The organism is Vibrio japonicus (genome assembly GCF_024582835.1).
Classification (GTDB): Bacteria; Pseudomonadota; Gammaproteobacteria; order Enterobacterales; family Vibrionaceae; genus Vibrio; species Vibrio japonicus.
Genome location: NZ_CP102097.1, coordinates 74,594 through 95,742, shown reverse-complemented (window position 1 = coordinate 95,742; position 21,149 = coordinate 74,594). Strand labels below are relative to the sequence as shown.

20 protein-coding genes are annotated in these 21,149 nt (G+C 43.6%); 12 read left to right on the top strand and 8 right to left on the bottom strand.

Going from position 1 to position 21,149, the window contains the following annotated elements; all coding sequences use genetic code 11:
- Positions 1-19 precede the first annotated feature (19 nt).
- Complete coding sequence (locus NP165_RS13725) at positions 20-910, bottom strand: endonuclease/exonuclease/phosphatase family protein (RefSeq protein ID WP_371133748.1); 891 nt, start codon at positions 908-910, stop codon at positions 20-22.
- 293 nt (positions 911-1,203) lie between these two features.
- Between NP165_RS13725 and nrdD the strand changes: the two genes are divergently transcribed.
- The 5 genes from nrdD (at position 1,204) to NP165_RS13700 (ending at position 6,430) form a co-directional block, all read left to right on the top strand.
- Positions 1,204-3,324 carry an anaerobic ribonucleoside-triphosphate reductase gene (gene nrdD / locus NP165_RS13720; RefSeq protein ID WP_257086293.1) on the top strand — a complete coding sequence of 707 codons (2,121 nt, stop codon included), beginning with the start codon at positions 1,204-1,206 and terminating at the stop codon, positions 3,322-3,324.
- A gap of 4 nt (positions 3,325-3,328) precedes the next feature.
- Positions 3,329-3,796, top strand: a complete 468-nt coding sequence (gene nrdG / locus NP165_RS13715; RefSeq protein ID WP_257086292.1) for an anaerobic ribonucleoside-triphosphate reductase-activating protein — start codon at positions 3,329-3,331, stop codon at positions 3,794-3,796.
- 184 nt (positions 3,797-3,980) lie between these two features.
- Positions 3,981-5,162 (top strand): amino acid aminotransferase, encoded by a 1,182-nt coding sequence (locus NP165_RS13710; RefSeq protein WP_257086291.1) that lies wholly within the window; start codon positions 3,981-3,983, stop codon positions 5,160-5,162.
- Positions 5,163-5,233: 71 nt separating this feature from the next.
- Entirely contained in the window at positions 5,234-5,824 is a 591-nt protein-coding gene (locus NP165_RS13705; RefSeq protein ID WP_257086290.1) for an ATP-dependent zinc protease family protein, read from the top strand.
- Between the two features lie 198 nt (positions 5,825-6,022).
- Positions 6,023-6,430 carry an NUDIX hydrolase gene (locus tag NP165_RS13700; protein ID WP_257086289.1) on the top strand — a complete coding sequence of 136 codons (408 nt, stop codon included), beginning with the start codon at positions 6,023-6,025 and terminating at the stop codon, positions 6,428-6,430.
- A gap of 63 nt (positions 6,431-6,493) precedes the next feature.
- On the opposite strand, the gene bamJ is transcribed toward NP165_RS13700, so the two are convergent.
- Both bamJ and NP165_RS13690 read right to left on the bottom strand, forming a co-directional pair.
- On the bottom strand, positions 6,494-6,967 hold the full coding sequence (bamJ, locus tag NP165_RS13695) for a BamJ family beta-barrel-assembly machinery protein (protein ID WP_257086288.1): 474 nt from the start codon (positions 6,965-6,967) through the stop codon (positions 6,494-6,496).
- A gap of 17 nt (positions 6,968-6,984) precedes the next feature.
- A complete protein-coding gene (locus tag NP165_RS13690) occupies positions 6,985-7,605 on the bottom strand; it encodes a thiol:disulfide interchange protein DsbA/DsbL (RefSeq protein WP_257086287.1) in 621 nt (206 codons plus the stop codon).
- Between the two features lie 246 nt (positions 7,606-7,851).
- On the opposite strand from NP165_RS13690, the gene NP165_RS13685 reads away from it, so the two are divergent.
- Entirely contained in the window at positions 7,852-8,529 is a 678-nt protein-coding gene (locus NP165_RS13685; RefSeq protein WP_257086286.1) for an OmpA family protein, read from the top strand.
- Positions 8,530-8,623: 94 nt separating this feature from the next.
- Here NP165_RS13685 and NP165_RS13680 read toward each other — a convergent pair whose 3' ends face one another.
- Complete coding sequence (locus NP165_RS13680; RefSeq protein ID WP_257086285.1) at positions 8,624-8,863, bottom strand: YgjV family protein; 240 nt, start codon at positions 8,861-8,863, stop codon at positions 8,624-8,626.
- A 322-nt stretch (positions 8,864-9,185) separates the two neighbouring features.
- Entirely contained in the window at positions 9,186-9,506 is a 321-nt protein-coding gene (locus NP165_RS13675) for a DUF496 family protein (protein WP_257086284.1), read from the bottom strand.
- A gap of 187 nt (positions 9,507-9,693) precedes the next feature.
- Here NP165_RS13675 and NP165_RS13670 point away from each other — a divergent pair, with 187 nt between their 5' ends.
- The 5 genes from NP165_RS13670 to luxQ all read left to right on the top strand — a co-directional run bounded on the left by NP165_RS13670 (position 9,694) and on the right by luxQ (position 14,808).
- The gene (locus NP165_RS13670) at positions 9,694-9,888 is read left to right on the top strand and encodes a hypothetical protein (RefSeq protein ID WP_257086283.1); all 195 of its coding nucleotides are present in this window, start codon (positions 9,694-9,696) and stop codon (positions 9,886-9,888) included.
- Positions 9,889-9,924: 36 nt separating this feature from the next.
- Positions 9,925-10,584 carry a YceH family protein gene (locus tag NP165_RS13665; RefSeq protein ID WP_257086282.1) on the top strand — a complete coding sequence of 220 codons (660 nt, stop codon included), beginning with the start codon at positions 9,925-9,927 and terminating at the stop codon, positions 10,582-10,584.
- Positions 10,584-10,904, top strand: a complete 321-nt coding sequence (locus tag NP165_RS13660; RefSeq protein ID WP_257086281.1) for a GIY-YIG nuclease family protein — start codon at positions 10,584-10,586, stop codon at positions 10,902-10,904. The genes NP165_RS13665 and NP165_RS13660 overlap by 1 nt, the downstream gene beginning before the upstream one ends.
- 260 nt (positions 10,905-11,164) lie before the next feature.
- Entirely contained in the window at positions 11,165-12,262 is a 1,098-nt protein-coding gene (locus tag NP165_RS13655) for a substrate-binding domain-containing protein (protein ID WP_257086280.1), read from the top strand.
- Complete coding sequence (gene luxQ / locus NP165_RS13650) at positions 12,262-14,808, top strand: quorum-sensing autoinducer 2 sensor kinase/phosphatase LuxQ (protein ID WP_257086279.1); 2,547 nt, start codon at positions 12,262-12,264, stop codon at positions 14,806-14,808. Before NP165_RS13655 ends, luxQ begins: the two co-directional genes overlap by 1 nt.
- Positions 14,809-14,898: 90 nt before the next feature.
- On the opposite strand, the gene NP165_RS13645 is transcribed toward luxQ, so the two are convergent.
- From NP165_RS13645 to yccS, 3 genes are all read right to left on the bottom strand, one after another.
- A complete protein-coding gene (locus tag NP165_RS13645; RefSeq protein ID WP_257086278.1) occupies positions 14,899-16,158 on the bottom strand; it encodes a hydroxymethylglutaryl-CoA reductase in 1,260 nt (419 codons plus the stop codon).
- Between the two features lie 206 nt (positions 16,159-16,364).
- Positions 16,365-16,589 carry a hypothetical protein gene (locus NP165_RS13640; RefSeq protein ID WP_257086277.1) on the bottom strand — a complete coding sequence of 75 codons (225 nt, stop codon included), beginning with the start codon at positions 16,587-16,589 and terminating at the stop codon, positions 16,365-16,367.
- A 135-nt stretch (positions 16,590-16,724) separates the two neighbouring features.
- Complete coding sequence (gene yccS, locus NP165_RS13635; protein WP_257086276.1) at positions 16,725-18,884, bottom strand: YccS family putative transporter; 2,160 nt, start codon at positions 18,882-18,884, stop codon at positions 16,725-16,727.
- 198 nt (positions 18,885-19,082) lie between these two features.
- On the opposite strand from yccS, the gene helD reads away from it, so the two are divergent.
- The gene (gene helD / locus NP165_RS13630) at positions 19,083-21,149 is read left to right on the top strand and encodes a DNA helicase IV (RefSeq protein ID WP_257086875.1); all 2,067 of its coding nucleotides are present in this window, start codon (positions 19,083-19,085) and stop codon (positions 21,147-21,149) included.

Genomic DNA, 21,149 nt, shown 5'->3' with positions numbered 1-21,149 from the left:
CACCCTTCGACTAAACTACTCACTCAACGGTCAGTTGAATAGGGCAGTGATCGCTGAGATGAAACTTAAACACGTCATCGGGCTTAAAAGTCACTTGTTGTACGCTGTGATAGGCGATCTCTTTACTCACAACAATATGGTCGATGAGTGAACGAAACTGATGCAGCTTATTAGGTTGTTGTTTCGATCTCACTTTGCATGTTGCTGGCGTATTTCTGGTTGCCAGTACTGCGCCCGTGCCATGTGACATTTGCTTCCAAAGCCAATCATTTTGGTAACTTAAGTTATGGTTAAAATCACCCAGAAGAACATAAGTTTGTTTATTGGCCTCTCGCTCACGTAACCACTGATTAATCTCAGCACCTTGAGATTTTAAGGTTTTGCAGTGGCGATTGTTTTTGTAAGCGCCTGAGCAGCGAGATTTTAGGTGCAGGGACAGCACATGTATTGGATTTTTAGAATCAGGGTAAAGAACAAGGTGGGTTGCAAACCTTAGCTTACTTGTTGGGCTGCTATCGAGTTTAAGATCTGGCAGATCGAGAGCGGGAATGCCTTTTTTAATCGCAATACCTGTGTACTGGTTTATGTCCTCAAACTGGTTCTTTCGTGATGACATGTTGCTGCGATCAGAAAGAAAAATTTGATAGTCAGAGCCAACGACTGCTTGGATTGCTTTCAGGTCATTCACTTCCTGGAAGGCGAACACATCGCTGTTCGTCAGTCGGAAATGACGAGCGAGCGCTTCGACATCATCTGGTTTTCGCTGCGACTCTTCAAATTTTTGTGACGGCGTCGAACTTAGCCATTCGATATTCCACGTGGTGAATGTTGTCCCAAACGCGAAAGAGGGGTAAATGACAAATAGTACGAACAATTGGACTATTGCTGTGTAAATTTTATGGCTTTTCATTCGTCTAGACTCACAAGTGTTGGTTACTCCTTTATCCTATAAGCGCTTCAAAAATTGCAAGCGAAAAACCGCCAAAATTACAATTTTCTTAATTTTTATTTTCTCTGAGATCAGCGCCACTAAGATCGATTTGATCTTAATCTAGCTACGTTTTTTATTGATCGATATCAATACTCACGGTTAGCGCATCTCGTTAAATACGCCACAATATATAGTGCTTAATTTAAAATTATCGACCCTATATAGTGTCTTTGTGGATAAGTCTGTGAGTATGCTAAGGGTAAGGAGAGAAGGTGAAACCAATCGTAATCAAGCGCGACGGCTCAAGGGCTCCGTTTAGTAGAGATCGCATTCAATCCGCAGTGGAAGCTGCTGCAGAACATGTCGATAAAGAGATCGCGATATATGCACTTAATGTCGCCTTAGCGGTCGAACTGCAGCTAAAAGATCACGATGAAGTCCATATCGCCGAAATCCAAACGCTGGTGGAAAATGAATTGATGCAAGGGCCATTTAAATCGCTTGCACGTTCGTACATTGAGTACCGTCATGATCGTGATATTGCACGCGAGAAGCAGAGCGTGCTTACGCGTGAAATCGAAGGGTTGATTGAGGAAAGCAACGTTGATCTGATCAACGAAAATGCCAACAAAGACGGGAAGGTGATTCCGACGCAGCGTGATTTACTCGCAGGTATAGTGGCGAAACACTACGCTAAAACTCACATTCTTCCACGAGATATTGTTCAAGCTCATGAGCACGGCGACATCCATTACCACGATCTAGACTACGCACCTTTTTTCCCAATGTTTAACTGTATGTTGATCGATTTAAAAGGCATGCTGACGCACGGCTTTAAGATGGGCAATGCAGAAATAGACACGCCTAAGTCCATTTCTACCGCCACCGCCGTCACTGCCCAAATCATCGCACAGGTCGCAAGCCACATTTATGGTGGAACCACCATCAACCGAATTGATGAAGTGCTACAGCCTTACGTAATGGCAAGCTATGAGAAACATCTTAGTGTTGCCAAAGAGTGGGACATCCGCGATCCAGAAGGGTTTGCTCGAAATCGCACCGAGAAAGAGTGCTTTGATGCCTTCCAGTCGCTTGAATATGAGGTAAACACACTGCACACCGCTAATGGGCAAACGCCGTTTGTAACGTTTGGTTTTGGTTTAGGGACAACTTGGGCATCTCGCCTGATTCAACAATCCATACTGAAAAACCGAATTGCGGGATTGGGCAAGAACAGCAAAACTGCGGTATTCCCTAAATTAGTCTTTGGCATTAAAGATGGCTTAAATCACAAAGCTGGCGATCCAAACTACGACATTAAAAAACTGGCCTTGGAGTGCGCGTCTAAACGCATGTACCCAGACATTCTGAACTACGACAAAGTGGTTGAAGTGACAGGATCGTTTAAAACGCCAATGGGTTGTCGTAGCTTCCTGAGCACTTATGAAGAGAATGGCGAGCTTATTCACGAAGGTCGTAACAACTTGGGTGTGGTCAGCTTGAATTTGCCTAGGATTGCGCTTCGAGCAGGTGGCGATGAAGCGAAATTCTACGAGTTACTGGATGAAAAACTAAAAATTGCCCGTCGTGCGCTAGAGACACGTATCTCACGCCTTGAAAACGTAAAAGCGCGTGTCGCTCCAATACTCTATATGGAAGGTGCGTGTGGTACTCGCCTAAAAGCGGACGAGCCAATCGCGAATATTTTTAAGAATGGTCGTGCGTCTATCTCTTTGGGCTACATTGGCGTACATGAAACGATCAATGCATTGTTCGGTGCAGAAACTCACCTATACGATGACAGTGAGTTACGTAATAAAGCAATCGCAATCATCAAACACCTTAAAGAAGCGGTCAACCGCTGGAGCGAAGAATCTGGGTACGGCTACAGCCTGTATGGGACGCCGAGTGAAAACTTGTGCAGCCGTTTCTGCCGTATTGATACCAAAGAGTTTGGCGTAGTAGAGGGAGTGACAGACAAAGGCTATTACACAAACAGCTTCCATTTGGATGTAGAGAAGAAGGTTAACCCATACGACAAAATTGACTTCGAGATGCCTTACCCAGAAATCTCCAGCGGTGGGTTCATCTGTTATGGTGAGTTTCCGAATATGCAGAGAAACATTGAAGCGCTAGAGAACGTCTGGGATTACAGCTACACCCGAGTACCCTATTACGGAACAAACACGCCGATCGATGAATGTTACGAATGCGGCTACATGGGTGAGTTTGAATGTACCAGCAAAGGTTTCACTTGCCCGAGTTGCGGAAACCATGATTCTACCAAAGTGTCGGTAACACGCCGCGTATGTGGTTACTTAGGTAGTCCAGACGCACGTCCGTTTAACTTTGGTAAACAAGAAGAAGTGAAACGTCGAGTGAAACACCTATAGCGCAATGAACTACCAAAAATATCATCAAGTTGACGTGGTGAATGGTGAAGGCACGCGTTGCACCCTGTTTGTGTCAGGGTGCGAGCATAATTGCCGTGGATGCTATAACCAGACGACGTTCAACCCAAATTCGGGTCATCCATATACTCAGCAGTTGGAAGATCAAATCATTGCCGATTTGCAAGATACTCGTATAAAGCGCAGAGGTTTATCCCTTTCTGGTGGCGATCCGCTGCATCCAGCAAATGTCGACACCATTCTCCAATTAGTCAAGCGAGTCAAATCAGAATGTATAGGAAAGGACATCTGGCTTTGGACGGGCTACACACTTGGTGAGCTTAATGAATCGCAACGTAAAGTGGTTGAGTATATTGATGTATTGATTGATGGAAAATTTGAGCAAGACAAGAAAGACTTAAATTTAGAGTGGAGAGGGAGCTCGAATCAGGTGATCCATCGATTCAAGCTCTAGCCTGTTTTATACAGGGCGAAGTATAGTGAAATATACTGCCCGGCACATTAATGTTACGAAAGTGTAAATTTAACTTGGCCTTTTATTCTGTTTTTGGTTCAAGCGTTAAAATTTTATTTCTAGTTCTATAAGTAAGATGATAACGTGTAGCCCGTTACTTGAATTTCAAAGGGTTGTGACTTTCATGTTCTCTAATTTACCAACACCAACACTAGATCCAATTCTTTCGCTTTCTGTTGCATACCGTAATGATCCTCGTCCTGAAAAAGTGGACTTGGGCATTGGCGTCTACAAGAACAGTGAAGGGCAAACACCAATCATGAAAGCGATTCTCAAAGCGCAAGACATTGTGGTTGAGACGCAAAAAACCAAATCATATGTCGGCTTAGCTGGCTGCGAAGAGTTTAACCAAAGCATGGTTGATCTGCTTCTTAAAGGCACGTCCGCGATGGATCGTGTCGCTGCGATTCAAACTCCAGGTGCAAGTGGCGCACTGCGTATGCTGGGTGATTTGATGAAAGTGGCGAAACCGAATACGACAGTATGGATTTCGAACCCAAGCTATGTGAACCATCGCCCGGTAATGGAAGCGGCGGGTTTGAAAGTGAAACACTACAGCTACTTTAGCCCGACCACTAAACAAGTGGATACTACGCGCATGCTGGAAGATTTGTCTAATGCTGGTCCAGACGATGTTGTTCTGCTGCATGGTTGTTGTCACAACCCAACAGGGGCTGATATCGACTTTGAAGCATGGAAAGTGATCACTGAGCTTGCTCAGAAAAACGGCTTCACACCATTTGTCGACATTGCTTACCAAGGGTTTGGTGACGGCCTTGAAGAAGACGCAAAAGGTCTGCGCCATATGGCAGAGAATGTCGAAGAAATGTTAATCACCACATCATGTTCTAAGAACTTTGGTTTATACCGTGAGCGTACAGGTGCGGCGATTGTTGTCGGCAAATCGGTGGAAGATGTGACGAACGCACGAGGTAAGCTACTGACACTTGCACGTGCGACTTACACCATGCCGCCTGATCATGGTGCGGCTCTGGTCAAAACTATCTTGCAAGATCAATCGTTGACTGCAATTTGGAAGCAAGAGTTGAGTGAAATGCAACAGCGTTTGTTAAACCTTCGTCAAACTTTGTGCCAAGAATTGAGAAATTCTCACGATACTTCACAATTCGACTTTATCGAAAGCCACAAAGGCATGTTTACTGTGCTGGGCTTTAGCCAAGACCAAATGCTCCAACTGCGAGAACAGTATGGAATTTATGGCGTTGGCGATGGTCGAATTAATATCGCGGGGTTAACGGAAAAAGATATCCCTTACGTAGCCGACGCGATAGTGAAAGTGGCTTAAAATTAGAATCAGGCTCGTTAATACGGGCCTGATTGATTTTTAGCGTAGTCTCGTCGAAAACAGGTGGTTGAATGATTAAGTCGTTACGAACTCTAACTCTCATCTTGCTCGCTGGTAGTGTTACCGCGTGCTTGGCCGAAGAGCCAAAAAAAGTAGAATCTGAGCAGAAAGTGAAAGCCGAACAAGTATCGGTGAAAAGCGAACGGCCGAAAATGGTGCTTAAGGCACAAAAGACCAGTGATGGAAAACTGATTTTAGGCGCAAGGGAGTGGGTTTACGTTCCTGACCTTAAGCAGAACTTTAGAGCCCGTGTGGATACGGGCGCAACGACCTCTTCTATTAGTGCAACGGATATAGAAACGTTCAAACGCAATGGGAAGTCGTGGGTAAGGTTTAAAGTTGAGCACGATGGTATAAAAAGTGATTCTATTGAGTTGCCTGTAAAGCGCAGGGTGAAAATCCTTCAGTCTACAGCCGATGACTCTCAACGTCGCGCCGTGGTAGAAGCTTGGATTCAAATCGGTGACTTGAAACAAAAAACGGAATTTACGCTTGCGGATCGAACGCATCTTAGATATCCGCTGCTCCTAGGACGTAGCTTTATTAAAGGTGTGGCCGTTATCGATGTGGATGAAAGCTACATTCAAGACAAGCACAAGTAATATATCTCGTAATATTCAGCCGATATCAGAAATGATATCGGTTTTTTTGTTTTTCAAACCATAAATGTGAGTTGACCCATAAGCACTAACGTGAGCATTAAGATATGATCCAACCTGAAATTAAGCCAAGGTCACAAAAGCGTAGCAAATTGTGACGTCCTGCATGCATGTAGCAGTAAAAGAATTGAGGAGCATGAAATGACACACTTATCGATGGCCGTGGTTGTCAGAAATGGGAAAGTGTTAGTACAAGAGCGTTACAGAGACTCAAAGGGGATGGTGGTTGAATTTCCGGGAGGCGAAGTCAATGAAAATGAAACAGGAACCGATGCTGCTATCAGGGAGTTACACGAAGAGACGCGTTTAGAGGGTTTGAAACACCTAGCGACCTTCTCAGGGATAAACGAATTTGGTGGTCGAATTTATTACGCAGTATTCGAAGCGGCCGATGGAGAACAACCTATTCCAGTCGGCGAAGATCGTCAACAAACGTTTAATTGGTTAGCGCACGATGAACTCCCTTTAGATGAGTTCTATACTGCAGACGTGAATTTCATTCAAACTCAACTTGCTAAGTTTTGTACGCAAAACTCCACAGTGATTTAGTACAGAAACCAAATCAAAATAAAAAGAAAAGCCAATCATCATGATTGGCTTTATTGTACTCATTTATTTAATTTCTAATAACTCAACATCGAAAATCAATGTAGAAGCTGGTGGGATAGGGCCAGTACCGCTCTTACCGTAGCCAAGTGGGCTCGGGATAAACAAGCGTACTTTGTCACCCGGAGACATATAAGTCAGGCCTTCTTGCCAGCCTTTGATCACCTGGTTTAGTTTAAAACTGATAGGCTCACCGCGCTCTACAGAACTGTCAAATACCGTTCCATCGATCAGCGTGCCATGATAGTGCACAGTTACCGTATTGGTTTTGGTAGGGTGTTCAGTGCCTTCACCTTTGTGGATAACTTGGTATTGAAGACCACTTTCCGTGGTAATAACACCTTCTTGCTTGGCGTTTTCCAGTAGGAATGCTTGACCTGCTGCAAAGTTCTCTTCGCTTACTTTATTGTTGGTCCAAGTGCGGTAGATCATAAAACCCGCGAGAATGAAAATAATAATAGGAAAAATGATTTTTGACATGAGTGAAGTCCAGTTACTTATTTTAGGTTTATTAGGTAGTTAATTGTATCAGCAATGCCTTCGGCGTTCTGGTGTCCTGAAGTGAGGACGACATACTTTCCATTCACAACAAATGTTGGCACGCCTTTGAATTGGCCTTTTTCTGTAATCTCTTCGGCAATTTTTATAGCTCCGAGCATCTGCGCTTGTTGAGCTTTATCCAATTCATATGGGCTAACAAGATCACGGGAATGAAACACTGACTCTATGGCTCTTTGCTTATCTGCCATGGTTGCGCCATTACCCATCTGCAGAGCGGCGAATAACTCATTCACCATGTCGCGGTCCGGCTTTCCACCCACTTGCATTTCAGCGGTATAGTAAATCATTGCTGCAACGGTAGCGCTTTCGTTGAAAGTGACGTGTACTTTACCAATAGACTGATTCGTTAATGACTCTAATTGTGGAATGACTTCTTCCATTGTACGGCAGTGCCCACAGTTTAATGAGAACACCTCGGTAACTGGTGGGAGTCGATAAGTCGCGAGATTGTTAGCCAGTGTTTCATATTGCACACCTTCTTTCGGATCGTTATTGTCTGAGCAGCCGACAAGTAGGGCCATGGTAGCCATCAAAAATAGGGACAGAATCTTGTTCATGTGAAATCTCATTAGATCGCTTGTGCGTCTTTGAATAAAATTTGAGACGCGGCAATCAGTTAAGTAATAGTGAAGCGAATTTTACCCTTTCATCCTTAAGAACTAAATAGCACGACGTGTCAATTCCTTAGCAAATTGTTACTGGTTGATATAAGCAGTGTTGGAAAGGAGGGCTAAATTATAACTAAAGAAACTCAAATCTTGCCGATAAAGTAGTGGTAGTAAAAAGAAAACTAGGGCGGAGAGATGAAATATCTGGCTTTACCTCTGATTCTATTGCTGTCAGCGTGCAGCAGTACAAATAATTTAAGTTCTTCCTATTTCATGAAGGACATGCTAGATACAGCTCCCAAAAGTGACGCTGATGTCAGGCACCCAGAATGGGGCTATCCGTCCAAAAGATTAACGACAGGCGTCCAGTCGCCGGCAATGTATCGAACACCATCAATGGACCATACGCCAACTCAGGCACGACCTAATGCTGCTCCAGCTTCGCGCGGAGTGAATAGTGACAGCCTACAGAACTTTCTTTTGCAGAATGGCGTAGATTACGAAGTGTTACCCGGTAACCATATTATGGTTAAACTAAAGAATACGGTTAGGTTTGATACAGGCTCATCGACGGTGAAGTCTGAATCTAGACACTGGCTAGACATTATTGGCAGATACTTGTCGTCACAACCAGATGTTAATGTCGTGATTGATGGGCACTCAGACAGTACTGGCACTACTGCTTTTAACGATGGTTTATCTGTTCGTCGTGCAAACGCAGTTAAGCAGCAGCTAATCCGTAATCATGTAAATAAAAATGCTATTTTCACACGAGGCTACGGAGAGAATGTACCGACTTGTACCAATGCGACTACAGCAGGTAAGGCGTGTAACAGACGTGTTGAGTTAGTCTTCATTGTGTCGGATAGCTAACGTCATTTAGACCCGTTTATTTTTCTTACGCCCTATAAATACGCCCCAGGAGTAAACACTACCTGGGGCGATTTGTATTCTATAGCGCTATGTCTTAGCTACTTGTTACTTTTTTTTCGCTCTGCATTTTTGCTAGGAAATAGATGTTTACACAAGCAATAAAGCCGTTGGTCACAACGACTGGCCAAGCATCAATCATTAAGCCGTATGCTGTGAACAATGCACAGCCAACGAAGTTAATAATGCGTAGCTTAACGATATCTTTCATGGTTAGAGAAATTGCCACCATGATTGAAGCAGCGTAGCCAAGAATCTCAATCACATTCATATCCATACATTGGTCCTCTAAAGTTTGCCGAGCTGTGTCGGTACCATTTCTTCTCTTCTTGAGATATATGAGGGAGCTCCGTGCCTCGAATGGTTTGAATTATTTAACTAAGATGAAATATAACAGGGTCAAATGTGTGACAAAAGCCCCAAGTATGCTAACGGAGAAGGTTAGCGATTACGCAAACGTTTAACGCTATTTACTAAATTATTATAACCAAAATTGTTGATAGCTTTCGAAAAACAGTACGGTACCCTATAAAGTTCGCTATCCAATAAAAAGCCCGCACGTTATATGCAGGCCTTCAATTGATCTGGCTAGGTTAAGATTAGTTTTTCTTACCTTGTACGTTTTGCTTGTCCGCTTCTGTTAGCTCGCGGATACGGCGGCTGATATCACGACGCTCTTTAGAGATTTCAGCGCTCTTGATGATATGATCATCTACGCGATCTTCGTAGTCTGCTTTCATGTTTTTCACAATCGCTACGATTTCATCATGAGTCATTTCTGGCTTAATGTAATCAAGCAGATTTTCTAGGAGATCAACGCGTTTACGGTTGTCACGAACTTTTTTCTCGTTGTCGATGAGCTCACGTTTAAGCTTATTCTTACGACGTGCTTGCGCTACGATTTCAAATACACCACTCATAGGTTCTTTCCTAATTATTACCTTAACTGTTAAAGATTAAATCACATCATTTACGCTGATAACAGTCTTTTAGATCAATCAAGACAGTGTGTTGACGCTTTTGTAGTCATGTGTTGCCTTGATGATTGAGCAACTTTGACGTTCGATATATGATTTGCACATTGACCTTTATGTGATCCCAGAAATCATGAGAACTTCTCACATTATCGTACCTACGGAAGAATCTAAACCTACTCCTCAGCGTTCGAGTAAAATTATAGATGCGTACCGGAAGGAATTGAAAAGACAAGAGATAACGGAAGTCGAATTAAACCGAACTAAGATCGTAATGATTGATGAAAATGGTAATATGAAAAAGATTACGATTCTTTCTGAACATTGATCAGTCATTCAGGAAGCAAATAATAAGGAAATAAAAATGAACATCGAATTGAGTCCTGTTGAAGCGCGAGTTATCGGCTGTCTAATTGAAAAAGAGGTGACCACACCTGATTATTATCCGTTAACTTTGAATAGTTTGACCTCTGCATGTAATCAGAAGAGTAATCGAGAGCCAGTTATGGCATTGAGTGAAGTGGATGTACAGGAGGCGGTTGATGCGTTAATCACTCGTCGTTTAGTCAGTGATGAAAGTGGGTTCAACAGTCGAGCGAGCAAATTTCAGCATCGCTTCTGCAATACCGAGTTTGGTGACCTGAAGTTATCAGCGAAAGAGAAGGCGATTGCGTGCTGCATGCTATTACGTGGTGCGCAAACACCCGGCGAGCTGCGTACAAGGACGAACAGATTAGCGGATTTCTCAGACGTCAAAGAGGTCGAAGCGACACTGGAATCCATGGCAACAAGAGAGGATGGCGCATTGGTGGTCAAATTGCCGCGTGAACCGGGTAAACGTGAATCGCGTTATATGCATTTATTTTCGGGAGATGTCGACGTATCTACGTTTGCGTCATCAGAAAGTACGCCAGTGCAGGCTGCGGCAGGTAATGAAAGGTTAGAATCTCTTGAAAATGAAGTCGCGTCGCTGAAACAAGAAATCGCAGAGCTACGCAGTTTAGTCGAGCAGATAACGAGTTAATGGACTCGCCAGCGCTTAAATCGGTCTCGGATTGGTATGTGTATCTTATCCGTGATCGAAATAATTCTTTGTATTGCGGCATTTCTACTGATGTAGCTCGCCGATTTTCTCAGCATAGTACTGGTAAAGGTGCAAAAGCCTTAAAGGGCAAAGGGCCTTTGGAGCTGGTGTGGAGTGAAAAGGTAGGCGCTTCTCGTGGCCTAGCATTAAAAGTCGAGTATAAGGTTAAGCGGCTAAAAAAAACGCAAAAAGAGCAATTAATCAAACAGCAGAAAGATCTAGCGGAGCTGGTAGATGTAAACCTCACTATCGCTGCTTAGCTTGTGTATTAGTAAGACTATTAATTAACTTGATTTTATAACCCAATGTTAACTCTAAAAAACTGCTCGTTAAGTGTGGTAAGCTGTGCTAGTTTTGTAGTCCATGCTTAGGGACTGGCAAGGTTTTTAATAACTTATGGATATGGAGTTGCTGAAATAGATTGAGTTGTGTGTGGTATTTATAGCGTGTCTGATTACCAACACTTGCTCCATTTATTATACTTTACACTGTACTTAAACTGGCGATGGAATACTCATCTATGTTCAAAGCCTCATTGCTTTCTTTACTTTCTGTTGTTTCTTTTACTTCCTACGCCTCAAGCATGCAAGCGCTCAGCGGTTATTGGCAGTATGACGACTATTTAAAGGCATACCCAAAACAGAAAGCGCTCACCGAGCAATTGTCTACTGTTGTACGTGAGAATCCGACACCCATTACCGTCACGCAAGATAAGCCAATCACCATTTCTGTTGTTTATCCTGGTCATCAAATCTCTGACTATTGGAGTCGTAACATTAAAGCTTTCGAGAAAAGACTCGAAAAAATCGGTATTCGTTATAGCATCAACCAAGTATTTACCCGTCCAAGTGTGGACGTACGACAACAGAGCCTCTCTTTACTTGCGGCTGTAAAAAACAAGTCTGATTACCTAATATTTACACTAGATTCGACTCGACATCGTAAATTTGTAGAACATGTTATGAGCTCTACAGACACCAAACTCATTTTGCAAAATATCACGACACCAGTAAAAGCCTGGGAAGATCGCCAACCTTTTATGTACGTAGGTTTTGATCACCTTAACGGCACAAAAATGCTCGAGGATTACTATAAAACGAATATTAAGGATGATAGCCGTTATTCTGTCCTCTATTTTTCTGAAGGTTACATCAGTAATGCTCGTGGAGATACCTTCATCGAGGAGATGAGTCGCAATAGCAGTTTTAAACTTTCTTCTTCTTTTTATACTACGGCAACAAGAGAGTCTGGTTACCAAGCAGCAATGAATGCGCTAGAGAAAGACTCAAGCTTATCTTTTATGTATGCGTGTTCTACCGATGTCGCATTGGGCGCTGCGGATGCACTTAGCACGTTAGGTCGACAAGATGTTGTTATCAACGGTTGGGGAGGAGGCACCGCTGAATTGGAAGCGATTACGCGTGGTGATTTGGACGTGACGGTAATGAGAATGAACGATGATATAGGGATAGCCATGGCAGAAGCGATCAAGTGGGATCTCGAAGGGAAGCCGGTTCCTCAAGTATATTCTGGAGATTTTGAGTTAGTTACATCCCATGATAGCGCCGAGAAAATTAAAGAGCTCGAAAAGCGTGCCTTTAGGTACTCTGGACAATAATGAAAACGCTATTTAAGCGTAGTAAACGTCACCAACTTGCTACGCTTCTTACCAATTCAATATTTCTGGTTATCGGGGTGTTGATATTGGTGATGGTGCTACAAAACTATCAAGTCAATCGAGAAGTCGTTGCACAAGAAGTTGAGCGCACGAAGACTCAGACTCAAAGCCTAGTACAAGAAATATTTAACTTTCACCTTAAGTCGTTGGTAATTCACCAAGATAGCTATAGCCGTAGCGAATCTTTAGTTGATGCGGTATTAAGCGAAGACGCAAACGCTGTAGATCGGTTCTTCACTGCATTAGACCAGACTATCCCTAACCTTTCCCCAGACTTTAGATTACTCGCAACCAGTGACGGCGTTGTGTGGGATGATGGGAATTATCAATTCTATGGCTTATCCCATAAGCAGTTGTCTGCTATGAATAAAGGTGCGGTTTTTGGTAATGATTGGCATCTTTCTCAGACACCTTCTTCAATGGGAACACGTTATTTAATGGTGCGCAGAACCCCTGTTGTTAATCTGACTTCTGGTGAAGTGGTTGCGCACTTATACATAGGTGTTGTACTCAATAATAACTTCTCACTGATCAATGTCATTGAAAAAGGCAGCAATGCTGATGAGTTGTTCCTTACGGTGGGTTCAGAAGTGGTGGCTTCGAGCACAAAAACTGTCGACTCGCGCCATATAAAATGGTTGGAGCAGCATTCAACATCATTCAACGCCAGTCGTTATATGGTTTCTAAAACCGATCTGACGATCTCAGGTGTTGCGACTTACCTTTCTGTTTACACAGTACAAAGTAATGAACATATCGAAGAGTTTGTGAAAAGCCATTACTTATGGATGGCTGTGACCGGTATTTTGATTGCGTTTGTGGCGTTTTACACTCGTCTCTGGTTGGGTAAGAGGGTGTCTGTTGAGCTAAATAAGCTGATGACATACATACAAACCACGGTCAGCATGCAAAAAACAGATACGTTTCAAGGATCGTCCATTGAAGAGTTCAATCGTATTGGGGAGAACTTTGATCTCTCCTTTAAACGAATAAAAGAGCGAGAAAAGCAGTTTGCTGATTTGTTTAATTTTTCGTTGACACCGATCACGTTGTGGAGTCGGGACTGCGAGCTCATTCGATATAACTCTGCGGCAGAAAAAAGTTTTAGAGATAACGAAACACGGGACCATTTGCTTTGTGCGTTAGAGCCTCATATACGAATGTGTGCACGCGGCTCTAACTTGACCGGGGTCAACACGACAATTGGCGGTAAAACGTATCGGTGGAATTTATCTCCTATTATTAGTGACGACTCAACCAAGCAAATTATGGCGCAAGGGCAGGATATAACTAGCTTTGTTGAAGCGGAAAAGCAAAGCCAAGCAGCCAAAGAAGAAGCCGAAGAGTCGGCCAGAGTACGAGCGGACTTTCTGGCGAAAATGAGCCATGAATTACGTACCCCGCTGAATGGTATTTTGGGAGTGTCCCAATTGCTTAAGCACAATAGCAAAGGGAAAGAGGCGTTAGAGCACATTGATGTACTCTGTCACAGCGGCGAACATCTGCTTGCGGTTTTGAACGATATTTTGGACTTTTCAAAGATTGAACAGGGAAAATTCCATATCCAGCATAGTGAGTTCCGTTTAGCGGATCTGCTCAATACGGCGGAAAAGATATTCCGTCCTCTGTGTGTTGAGAAAAATATCACGCTCAACATCAATAGCGACGTTCGACAAGATATGTGGGCAGACAGTGATCAAGTCAGGCTCAATCAAATTCTCTTTAATTTAATCAGTAACGCAGTGAAGTTCACACACACTGGTTCGGTTACTGTAAGTTTAAATTGTTTTGCTCGAAACTCAGGCCATCAACTAGAAATCATTGTTGCAGATACCGGGATAGGCATTGCCGAAGAGCAGATTGATCACGTATTTGAACCGTTCGTTCAAGCGGAAGCGACCACCACTCGAGAATATGGTGGTAGTGGGCTAGGGTTAGCCATTGTCCACAGCTTAGTTGAGTTGATGAATGGTTCGATACGTTTAAGCAGTGAAGTGAGTAAAGGGACGAGTGTCTCTGTGGCCTTACCGATCAAAATTTCGTATGGTGAACGTAACCCCGAAACGACCAGTTTATTGGTTGAGCCTTCAGAGTTATTTGATGAATCAATCCATGCATTATTGGTTGAGGACAACCATACCAATGCCTTTATTGCTAAAGCATTTTGTGAAAAGTATGGAATGAAGGTCACTTGGGTTCAAGATGGATACAATGCGATTGACTTCTTACGGGAAAACTCAGATGTCGAACTGATACTTATGGACAACCAATTACCGAACTTAGATGGCATTGAAGCAACCCGAATAATTCGGGATGAACTGAGGCTCAATACGCCGATCTATGCTTGTACCGCAGATGGTCTGGAAGAAACAAAGCGAGCGTTTATTACGAATGGCGCGGACTATGTGTTGGTTAAGCCGATCAAACAATTGGCGCTAAATAAGGCCATGATCCATTTCAAAGAAAATTTCTACAAAGGTCGCTAACAAAAAATTAGCCGACGAAGAGCCTAGCAAACAAAAAAGCGGAGAATGTACTCTCCGCTTTTTGGATCTTTTGGTTTTTAAATCTTTGATTTAACGGGCTAGCTTTTGGTGTGCACGTGAGAAATGATCCGCACAGAATGCACCCACAATAGAAAGTTCACCAGCCAAACATAGGCTTGCGGCTACTTCTGCCAATGCTTTTGCTTTGCCATTACCGTGAAGTCCCATGATATCAAGGCAGGCTTTCTGGCTCGGTAGGCTTGTACCACCGCCTACTGTTCCAACCATCAGGTTAGGTAGAGTAACACACGCATATAGGCCACCTTGCTCACTCACTTCCATCCGCGTCATGCCGATTGCGGACTCCGCAACGCAGGCAGCGTCTTGTCCGCATGCAATGTAAAAGGCAGCAAGCGCGTTGGCGTAATGAGCATTAACACCAATACCACCACTTAATGCTGCACCTGTCGTCGTCATTTGGCCAAATTTCACCATCGCTTCAGGTGTCGTATGTAAGTACTTTTCTACCAGTTGACGAGATAAATGAACGTCAGCAGAAACCTTTTTACCCCTTACATGGCGCATTGTGTGTGCATTTGGCTTTTTATCACCAGACAAGTTTCCATCAAGGAACGCATCTTTAGGTTCAATAGGCGAGTGCTCCAAGATGTAACGAAACACCTCGTTGGTCGCGATGGTCACCATATTTTGACCCGATGCGTCACCAGTATGGAATTCGAACACTAAATAAACTTGGTTGCCATCAACATTGATATTAATGTCGTGAAGCTTTCCGTGTGACGTTGTCGATTCTGCGACTTGCTTAAAGTGATCGTATTGAGTGACAACCCAACTTACAAACTGACCAGCATCCGCTAAATGTTGAAAAGCAAACACAGGAGTACGTGTCACACCTTCGTTAAGAAGAATGGCGCTCGCACCACCAGCCGCAGTGATCAACTGTGAGCCTCGGTTGTATGATGCCACTAATGCAGCTTCTGTTGTGGCTAATGGGATCAGGAAGTCATTTTGAGCGTTCAGACCATTGACCCTTAGTGGACCAGCGATACCCACAGGAAGTTTCACTGTACCGATATAGTGTTCAATGTTCTTATTGTATAGATCTGCATCATTCAAAGATTGGCTGTCGAGAAGCGCATTTTTATCTGTCAGAGAAGTCAGCTTTTCCCATCTTTTCGTTATGTTTTTCTCAGTGATGTATGGGCTCGGAGTTAAACGTACAGCAGGGCGTTTAAAACGCGGTGTGAGTAACTTTTCTAATTTGTTAGTGTCCGATACCTGGCTAAATACAGGTTTGTTACGACGTTGAGACAAATTAAGTTTGGGCATAATTAAACTCAAGTTAAGTATCTTGTTAAATGGGTTTTATTAGCAATGTCAATGAATTATTGCTTATTTTATTTGCGCTAAGTTTCACTTCCTGGTGATTTAGTTGTTCATTCTATCATTAATTTGGTGGTTTGTATGGGAGATATGCATAATTCTAGAGTCCAACCAATTGTCCTGTGAATGTAACAACCGTCTAAAAACGAGTTTTATGAGAAGAGGGTCGAAATTAACTGACGCTCTTCTTCGGTAATTATCGGCTCGTCCGAGTGGTTAAGTCTTTGACTAATGTCCCTTTGTAAGGCTTTAAGCTGATCAGGTGTCAGAGTTTGGATTTGCTCTCTGAATAATTCGAAAGTGATAATGGACACTAGCGAACTTTTTGATGGTCGTTGTGACTCACGTCCTTGTTCGTGTATGGTGTTCGATCTCATATCCAGACTCCTATCTCTGACTTAATTTCAGTCTATGAGTAATAGGTCAATAAGTGTCCGAGTATTGTTAGAATGTGTGAGTATTGAGTAAAGGAGTGATAAAATACTCTTTTATTCTCAGGGTGAATGTTTTGCTTAGCTTTTAGATACTCGAACGGCAAACTTGTTTGCGAGCGAGTGTAACTCTGGCAGCATTCGGTAGATCAGGTAAAGCTGTTGGAGCACCATTTTTACTGAGTTTTCATCTTCTTCTCTCCACTCTGATAAGCGCGCCTCTAGGTTTGGATCGCCGATTAGAGACGTGTCGCAATCATCACAGTGGTCATTTAACTGATTGAACAGTAATTCAAGGTGCTGGTGGATAACTCGATGGGCATCAAGGACTAACTGATGTGTATCATCTTTGTCGATCCTTGTTCGGTGTGCGCCTAACGCAGAAATGTAACTCAGCAGAGCATGGCTGAGCGTTAAAAACCGAAAGCTTTCTTCAGTGGCCGAACGATATCGACCAGGCTCTGCTAGCATCGTACTGATAGCATTTGTTAGGTTAGCATCTTGGTTATGCGCGTTACGACGTGCCACTCGATAAGAAAGGTTGTCCTTTTTGCCTATGCGGTACTGACCAATAATCTGTGCGAGATAAGCTTTGTTGGCTGAAACGGTCTCGGCCATGACTTTGTGTAATCGTTTGGACTGCCAGTCTGGGAATATCGTAATAACAGCCAATACTGCGAGCGCACACCCGACCAAAGTATCGGCCAATCTTGGGAGAATGACGGCATAACCTTCCCCAAGTTGGTTGAAACAAAATAAGACCAAAAGGGTGATAAAACCAGTGGCATAGCCGTAGTTGGCTAAACGGAATGCAAAAAACGCAACACCAAAAAGAACAATAAACACGAGCTGGCTTTCTAGACTCGGGAAGAAAATAAGCAGTACCACACCGATCAGTAAACCAGCCAGAGTGCCTATTACGCGCGCCACTAGTTTTTGACGCGTAGCACTGTAGTTGGGCTGGCAAACGAATAGGGTCGTGAGCAGAATCCAGTAGCCACGTTCGATATCAAAAAACTGAATAATTCCGTAACCAAGGGTCAGGGCGATTGACATCCTAGTGGCATGCCTGAATAACATAGAGTCTGGCGTCAAGTTGGATTTAATACGCTCCCACATCGATTTAAGTGTGTGCGCTTCTGTATCGTCTAAGACATCTTCTTCTAGCTTATTGGCGTCAGGGTTGTTGACATTACTTAACTGCTTTTCAACGGTAGACAGGTTGTTGAATAGGTAGTTGAGCTGATTGATCAACGAGCGCCATTGGCCTTTATCTTGCTCTTGTAGATAACTTAAAGAGTTGGCCAGCTCATCAAGCGCGAGTATGGAATCACCGCTGTGCTGGTATTCCTTACCCAAACGGATGGACTTAGCAATCTCTCGGCAAGCTTTTGCCTGGGTTTCGAGTAAATATTTAAATCTAAACAAAATATCGAAACGCTCGAAATGCTGGCTCAGTTCCTGGTAACGATAATGACTTGAACTGACGCGTTCGTGAATGTCTTGCGCGAGAAAGTAGATGTTGAGGAAACGGTCACTTGCTCCATCTACATGACCACGCTTAGAGCGTGAAAGAAAGGTTGCCTTGCAGTGGTTCAACGCGGTCACCGTCGCGGCATTGAGTCTCGCTTCCTCTAACCGATAAGGTTGAGGGGTGAGGTTAGTCACTGGATGAAAGAGTTGGCTTTTAGTGTCGAGATAGTTTGCCAATTGCAGAAATACATGCGCCAAACTTTGTTGAACAGGCTGCATTGGCCAAAAAGCAGACCAAATCAATGACATGAAAAAGTACCATGCTGCGCCCGTTACCAGCATCAGTGGTTGAAACCAAAGGCTGGTGTTTTCATGCGCACCTAACATGGTGTAAACGGCAATCAGTAGAGAACCAAACGCGATGCTCGCATATCTTGGGCCAATGGCTCCAAGCATGATAAAGGCGAAGGTCGACGTAAACAGCCCAACGGCAAATAGGATTGGAGTGTCAAAAAGCAGTTCAATCGAAAAAGTCGCGAAAGTAAAACAGATTAAGGTCAGAGTGACAGATTTAAGTCTACCCGTAAAATTATCATCACTTTCGGCCAAGGCCGCCGCAATGCACCCCAAAATCAGCGGTATGATTAAATTGTTAAGTTGATAGTACCAAGCAGGAATGACGATGCCGAGCAGCGTAACCAGAATAAGTAAACTATAGTTAATGGTTTTATTAGCCCAGTAGAGGCGTAACTGACTGACAAATTGCACGTGATTTCAACTTATTGGTTTTGGTAGCGACTATTCTAGCGGATAGTCAATGGTAAACTTATGATGTGAATAAAGAAACCATTTCATTTGTTGGTTAATTATACGGAAAATTATAATGCCATATATTGACAGGATTTTTTCAATCTACAATTGGGTTGAGTTATTATAGCGGCCATGGAATCTATGGGGATGACAAGAATGCAGCTAACCGCTAACAAGACTGCACAGTTTTTAGTTCAGAACGAATATCATCAAGTGTCACTAGACGCTGACTTCATCATTCTAAGCTCAGACAGAAGTGAAGAACATATTCCCTTTAATGTGTGGAGTGGGAAAATTAAACTCAAACGCGGCCTGTTTTGGGGAGGCCTGCAGTTTTTTGCACATACAGAGGATGGCAAAGAGCAGTCGTGGCTGGTTCAGGGGTTAGACTGGCGACAGTGTCGCGATTTTGCACGCCACGCGATTGCAACTTATCAGCAGTGGCATCAGCGTCAATGCGAGCAACTAAACAAATATTTACCGAAGTGGGAATCTGCCATCCAAGGGTTTGAGCGCCAACCTGCATTTCTAACGCATTCTAAGGTCGACAGTTGGCTTGATGAGTTGGAGCAAGACTTTCTAAAAATGGAAATGGATCTTGAAGATGCACAGCTAAGAATGCCTGAACGTGTTGAAAAATTATTACCCTGGATCCTCGAAACCGATGAGGCACTGACTCAACGTAACCAAAATTGGATGAAAACAGAGCTAGAAAACTGGGAAGTTTTGTTTTCTCAAATTGAGTCATCTCCACTTAACATCACTCAGCAGATCGCGGTATTACTGAACGACGATAACAACCTTGTGCTTGCTGGTGCGGGTTCGGGCAAAACCAGTGTACTAACAGCTCGAGTAGCGTATTTGTTACAGAGTCATCTTGCACAAGCCGATCAAATTTTAATGCTGGCCTTTGGGCGCGATGCCGCCAGTGAGATGAAAGAACGACTAAAAGACAAGATTGGGCTCAGTGCGCAGCAAGTCAAAGTGAATACATTTCATCAATTAGGCTTGCAAATCCTCAAACAAGTTTTAGATAAAGACGTGGTGATCTCGCCACTGGCGTTGGATGACAACCTGAGAAATGCATGGTGCGTGGATTGGCTAAAGAAACATTGGATGACGCCAACGAATTTTAAGCGTTGGCAAAAACATTTACAAAAGTGGCCTATTGCGTATCTGGCTGGTGACGATGAATTAGGGAGCCATGTCGAGAACCCTAAGCTGATCGCTTGGTTAGCCAAACAGCTTGAGCAGCTATGCGCGATGGGAGTAACCAAAAAAGAGATCCAACAAAAGCTCATTGAGCATGTGGACTACACACGCCTGAACAGCGAACTTGCCTTAGTATGGCCTTGTTATACCGCATGGCAAGATATGCTTAAAGCGGAAGGTCATATAGATTTCAATATCATGATCACTCAAGCGACCAAGTTCGTGGAAAAAGGCAAGTTTCAAGCCCCATGGAAATACATCATGATCGATGAGTATCAGGATATTTCACCACAGCGCCTCGCATTGATCGAAGCGCTATGTCAGCAAAACAAACAACAAGAGTGTGTTCTGTTTGCCGTGGGGGATGATTGGCAATCAATCTATGAGTTTGCGGGTTCCGATGTTGATTTAACCACGGGCTTCTCTGAGCGCTTTCCTAATTCAACCGTACATCACCTGGACACAACATACCGATTCAACAACCAGCTGGGCGAGGTGGCGAATCAGTTTATCCAACAAAACCCAGCTCAACTGGAAAAAGCGCTCAACAGTCACAAAGAGCAAAAAGCGAAGTCTGTCGTGTTAGCTCCGAGCAATCGTGTTGAGAAAATTTTGGATGACCTAAACCGCCAAGCCAAAAGCGCCACTACAGTACTTCTGCTTGGGCGAAATCATTACCACAAGCCAGAACTGCTTTCTGAATGGAAAAGACAGTTTGGCCTTCTGTCGATTGAGTTTATGACGTGCCATGCCAGCAAAGGCAAAGAGGCGGATTTTGTCATCATTCTGGCGGTTGATGAGGGGCAGTTTCCGGCACGAGTGAAAACACTTCACTTAGATAATGCATTGACCCGCTCTCAAGATCGATTCCCTTACGCGGAAGAGCGTAGGTTGTTCTATGTGGCGATGACAAGAGCAAAGAAAAAGGTATGGATTACTTACCAGGGGTCTGGGTCGAGTTTTGTGAAAGAACTTGCTGAGCAAGACTATCCCGTCATCATCCAAAAATAG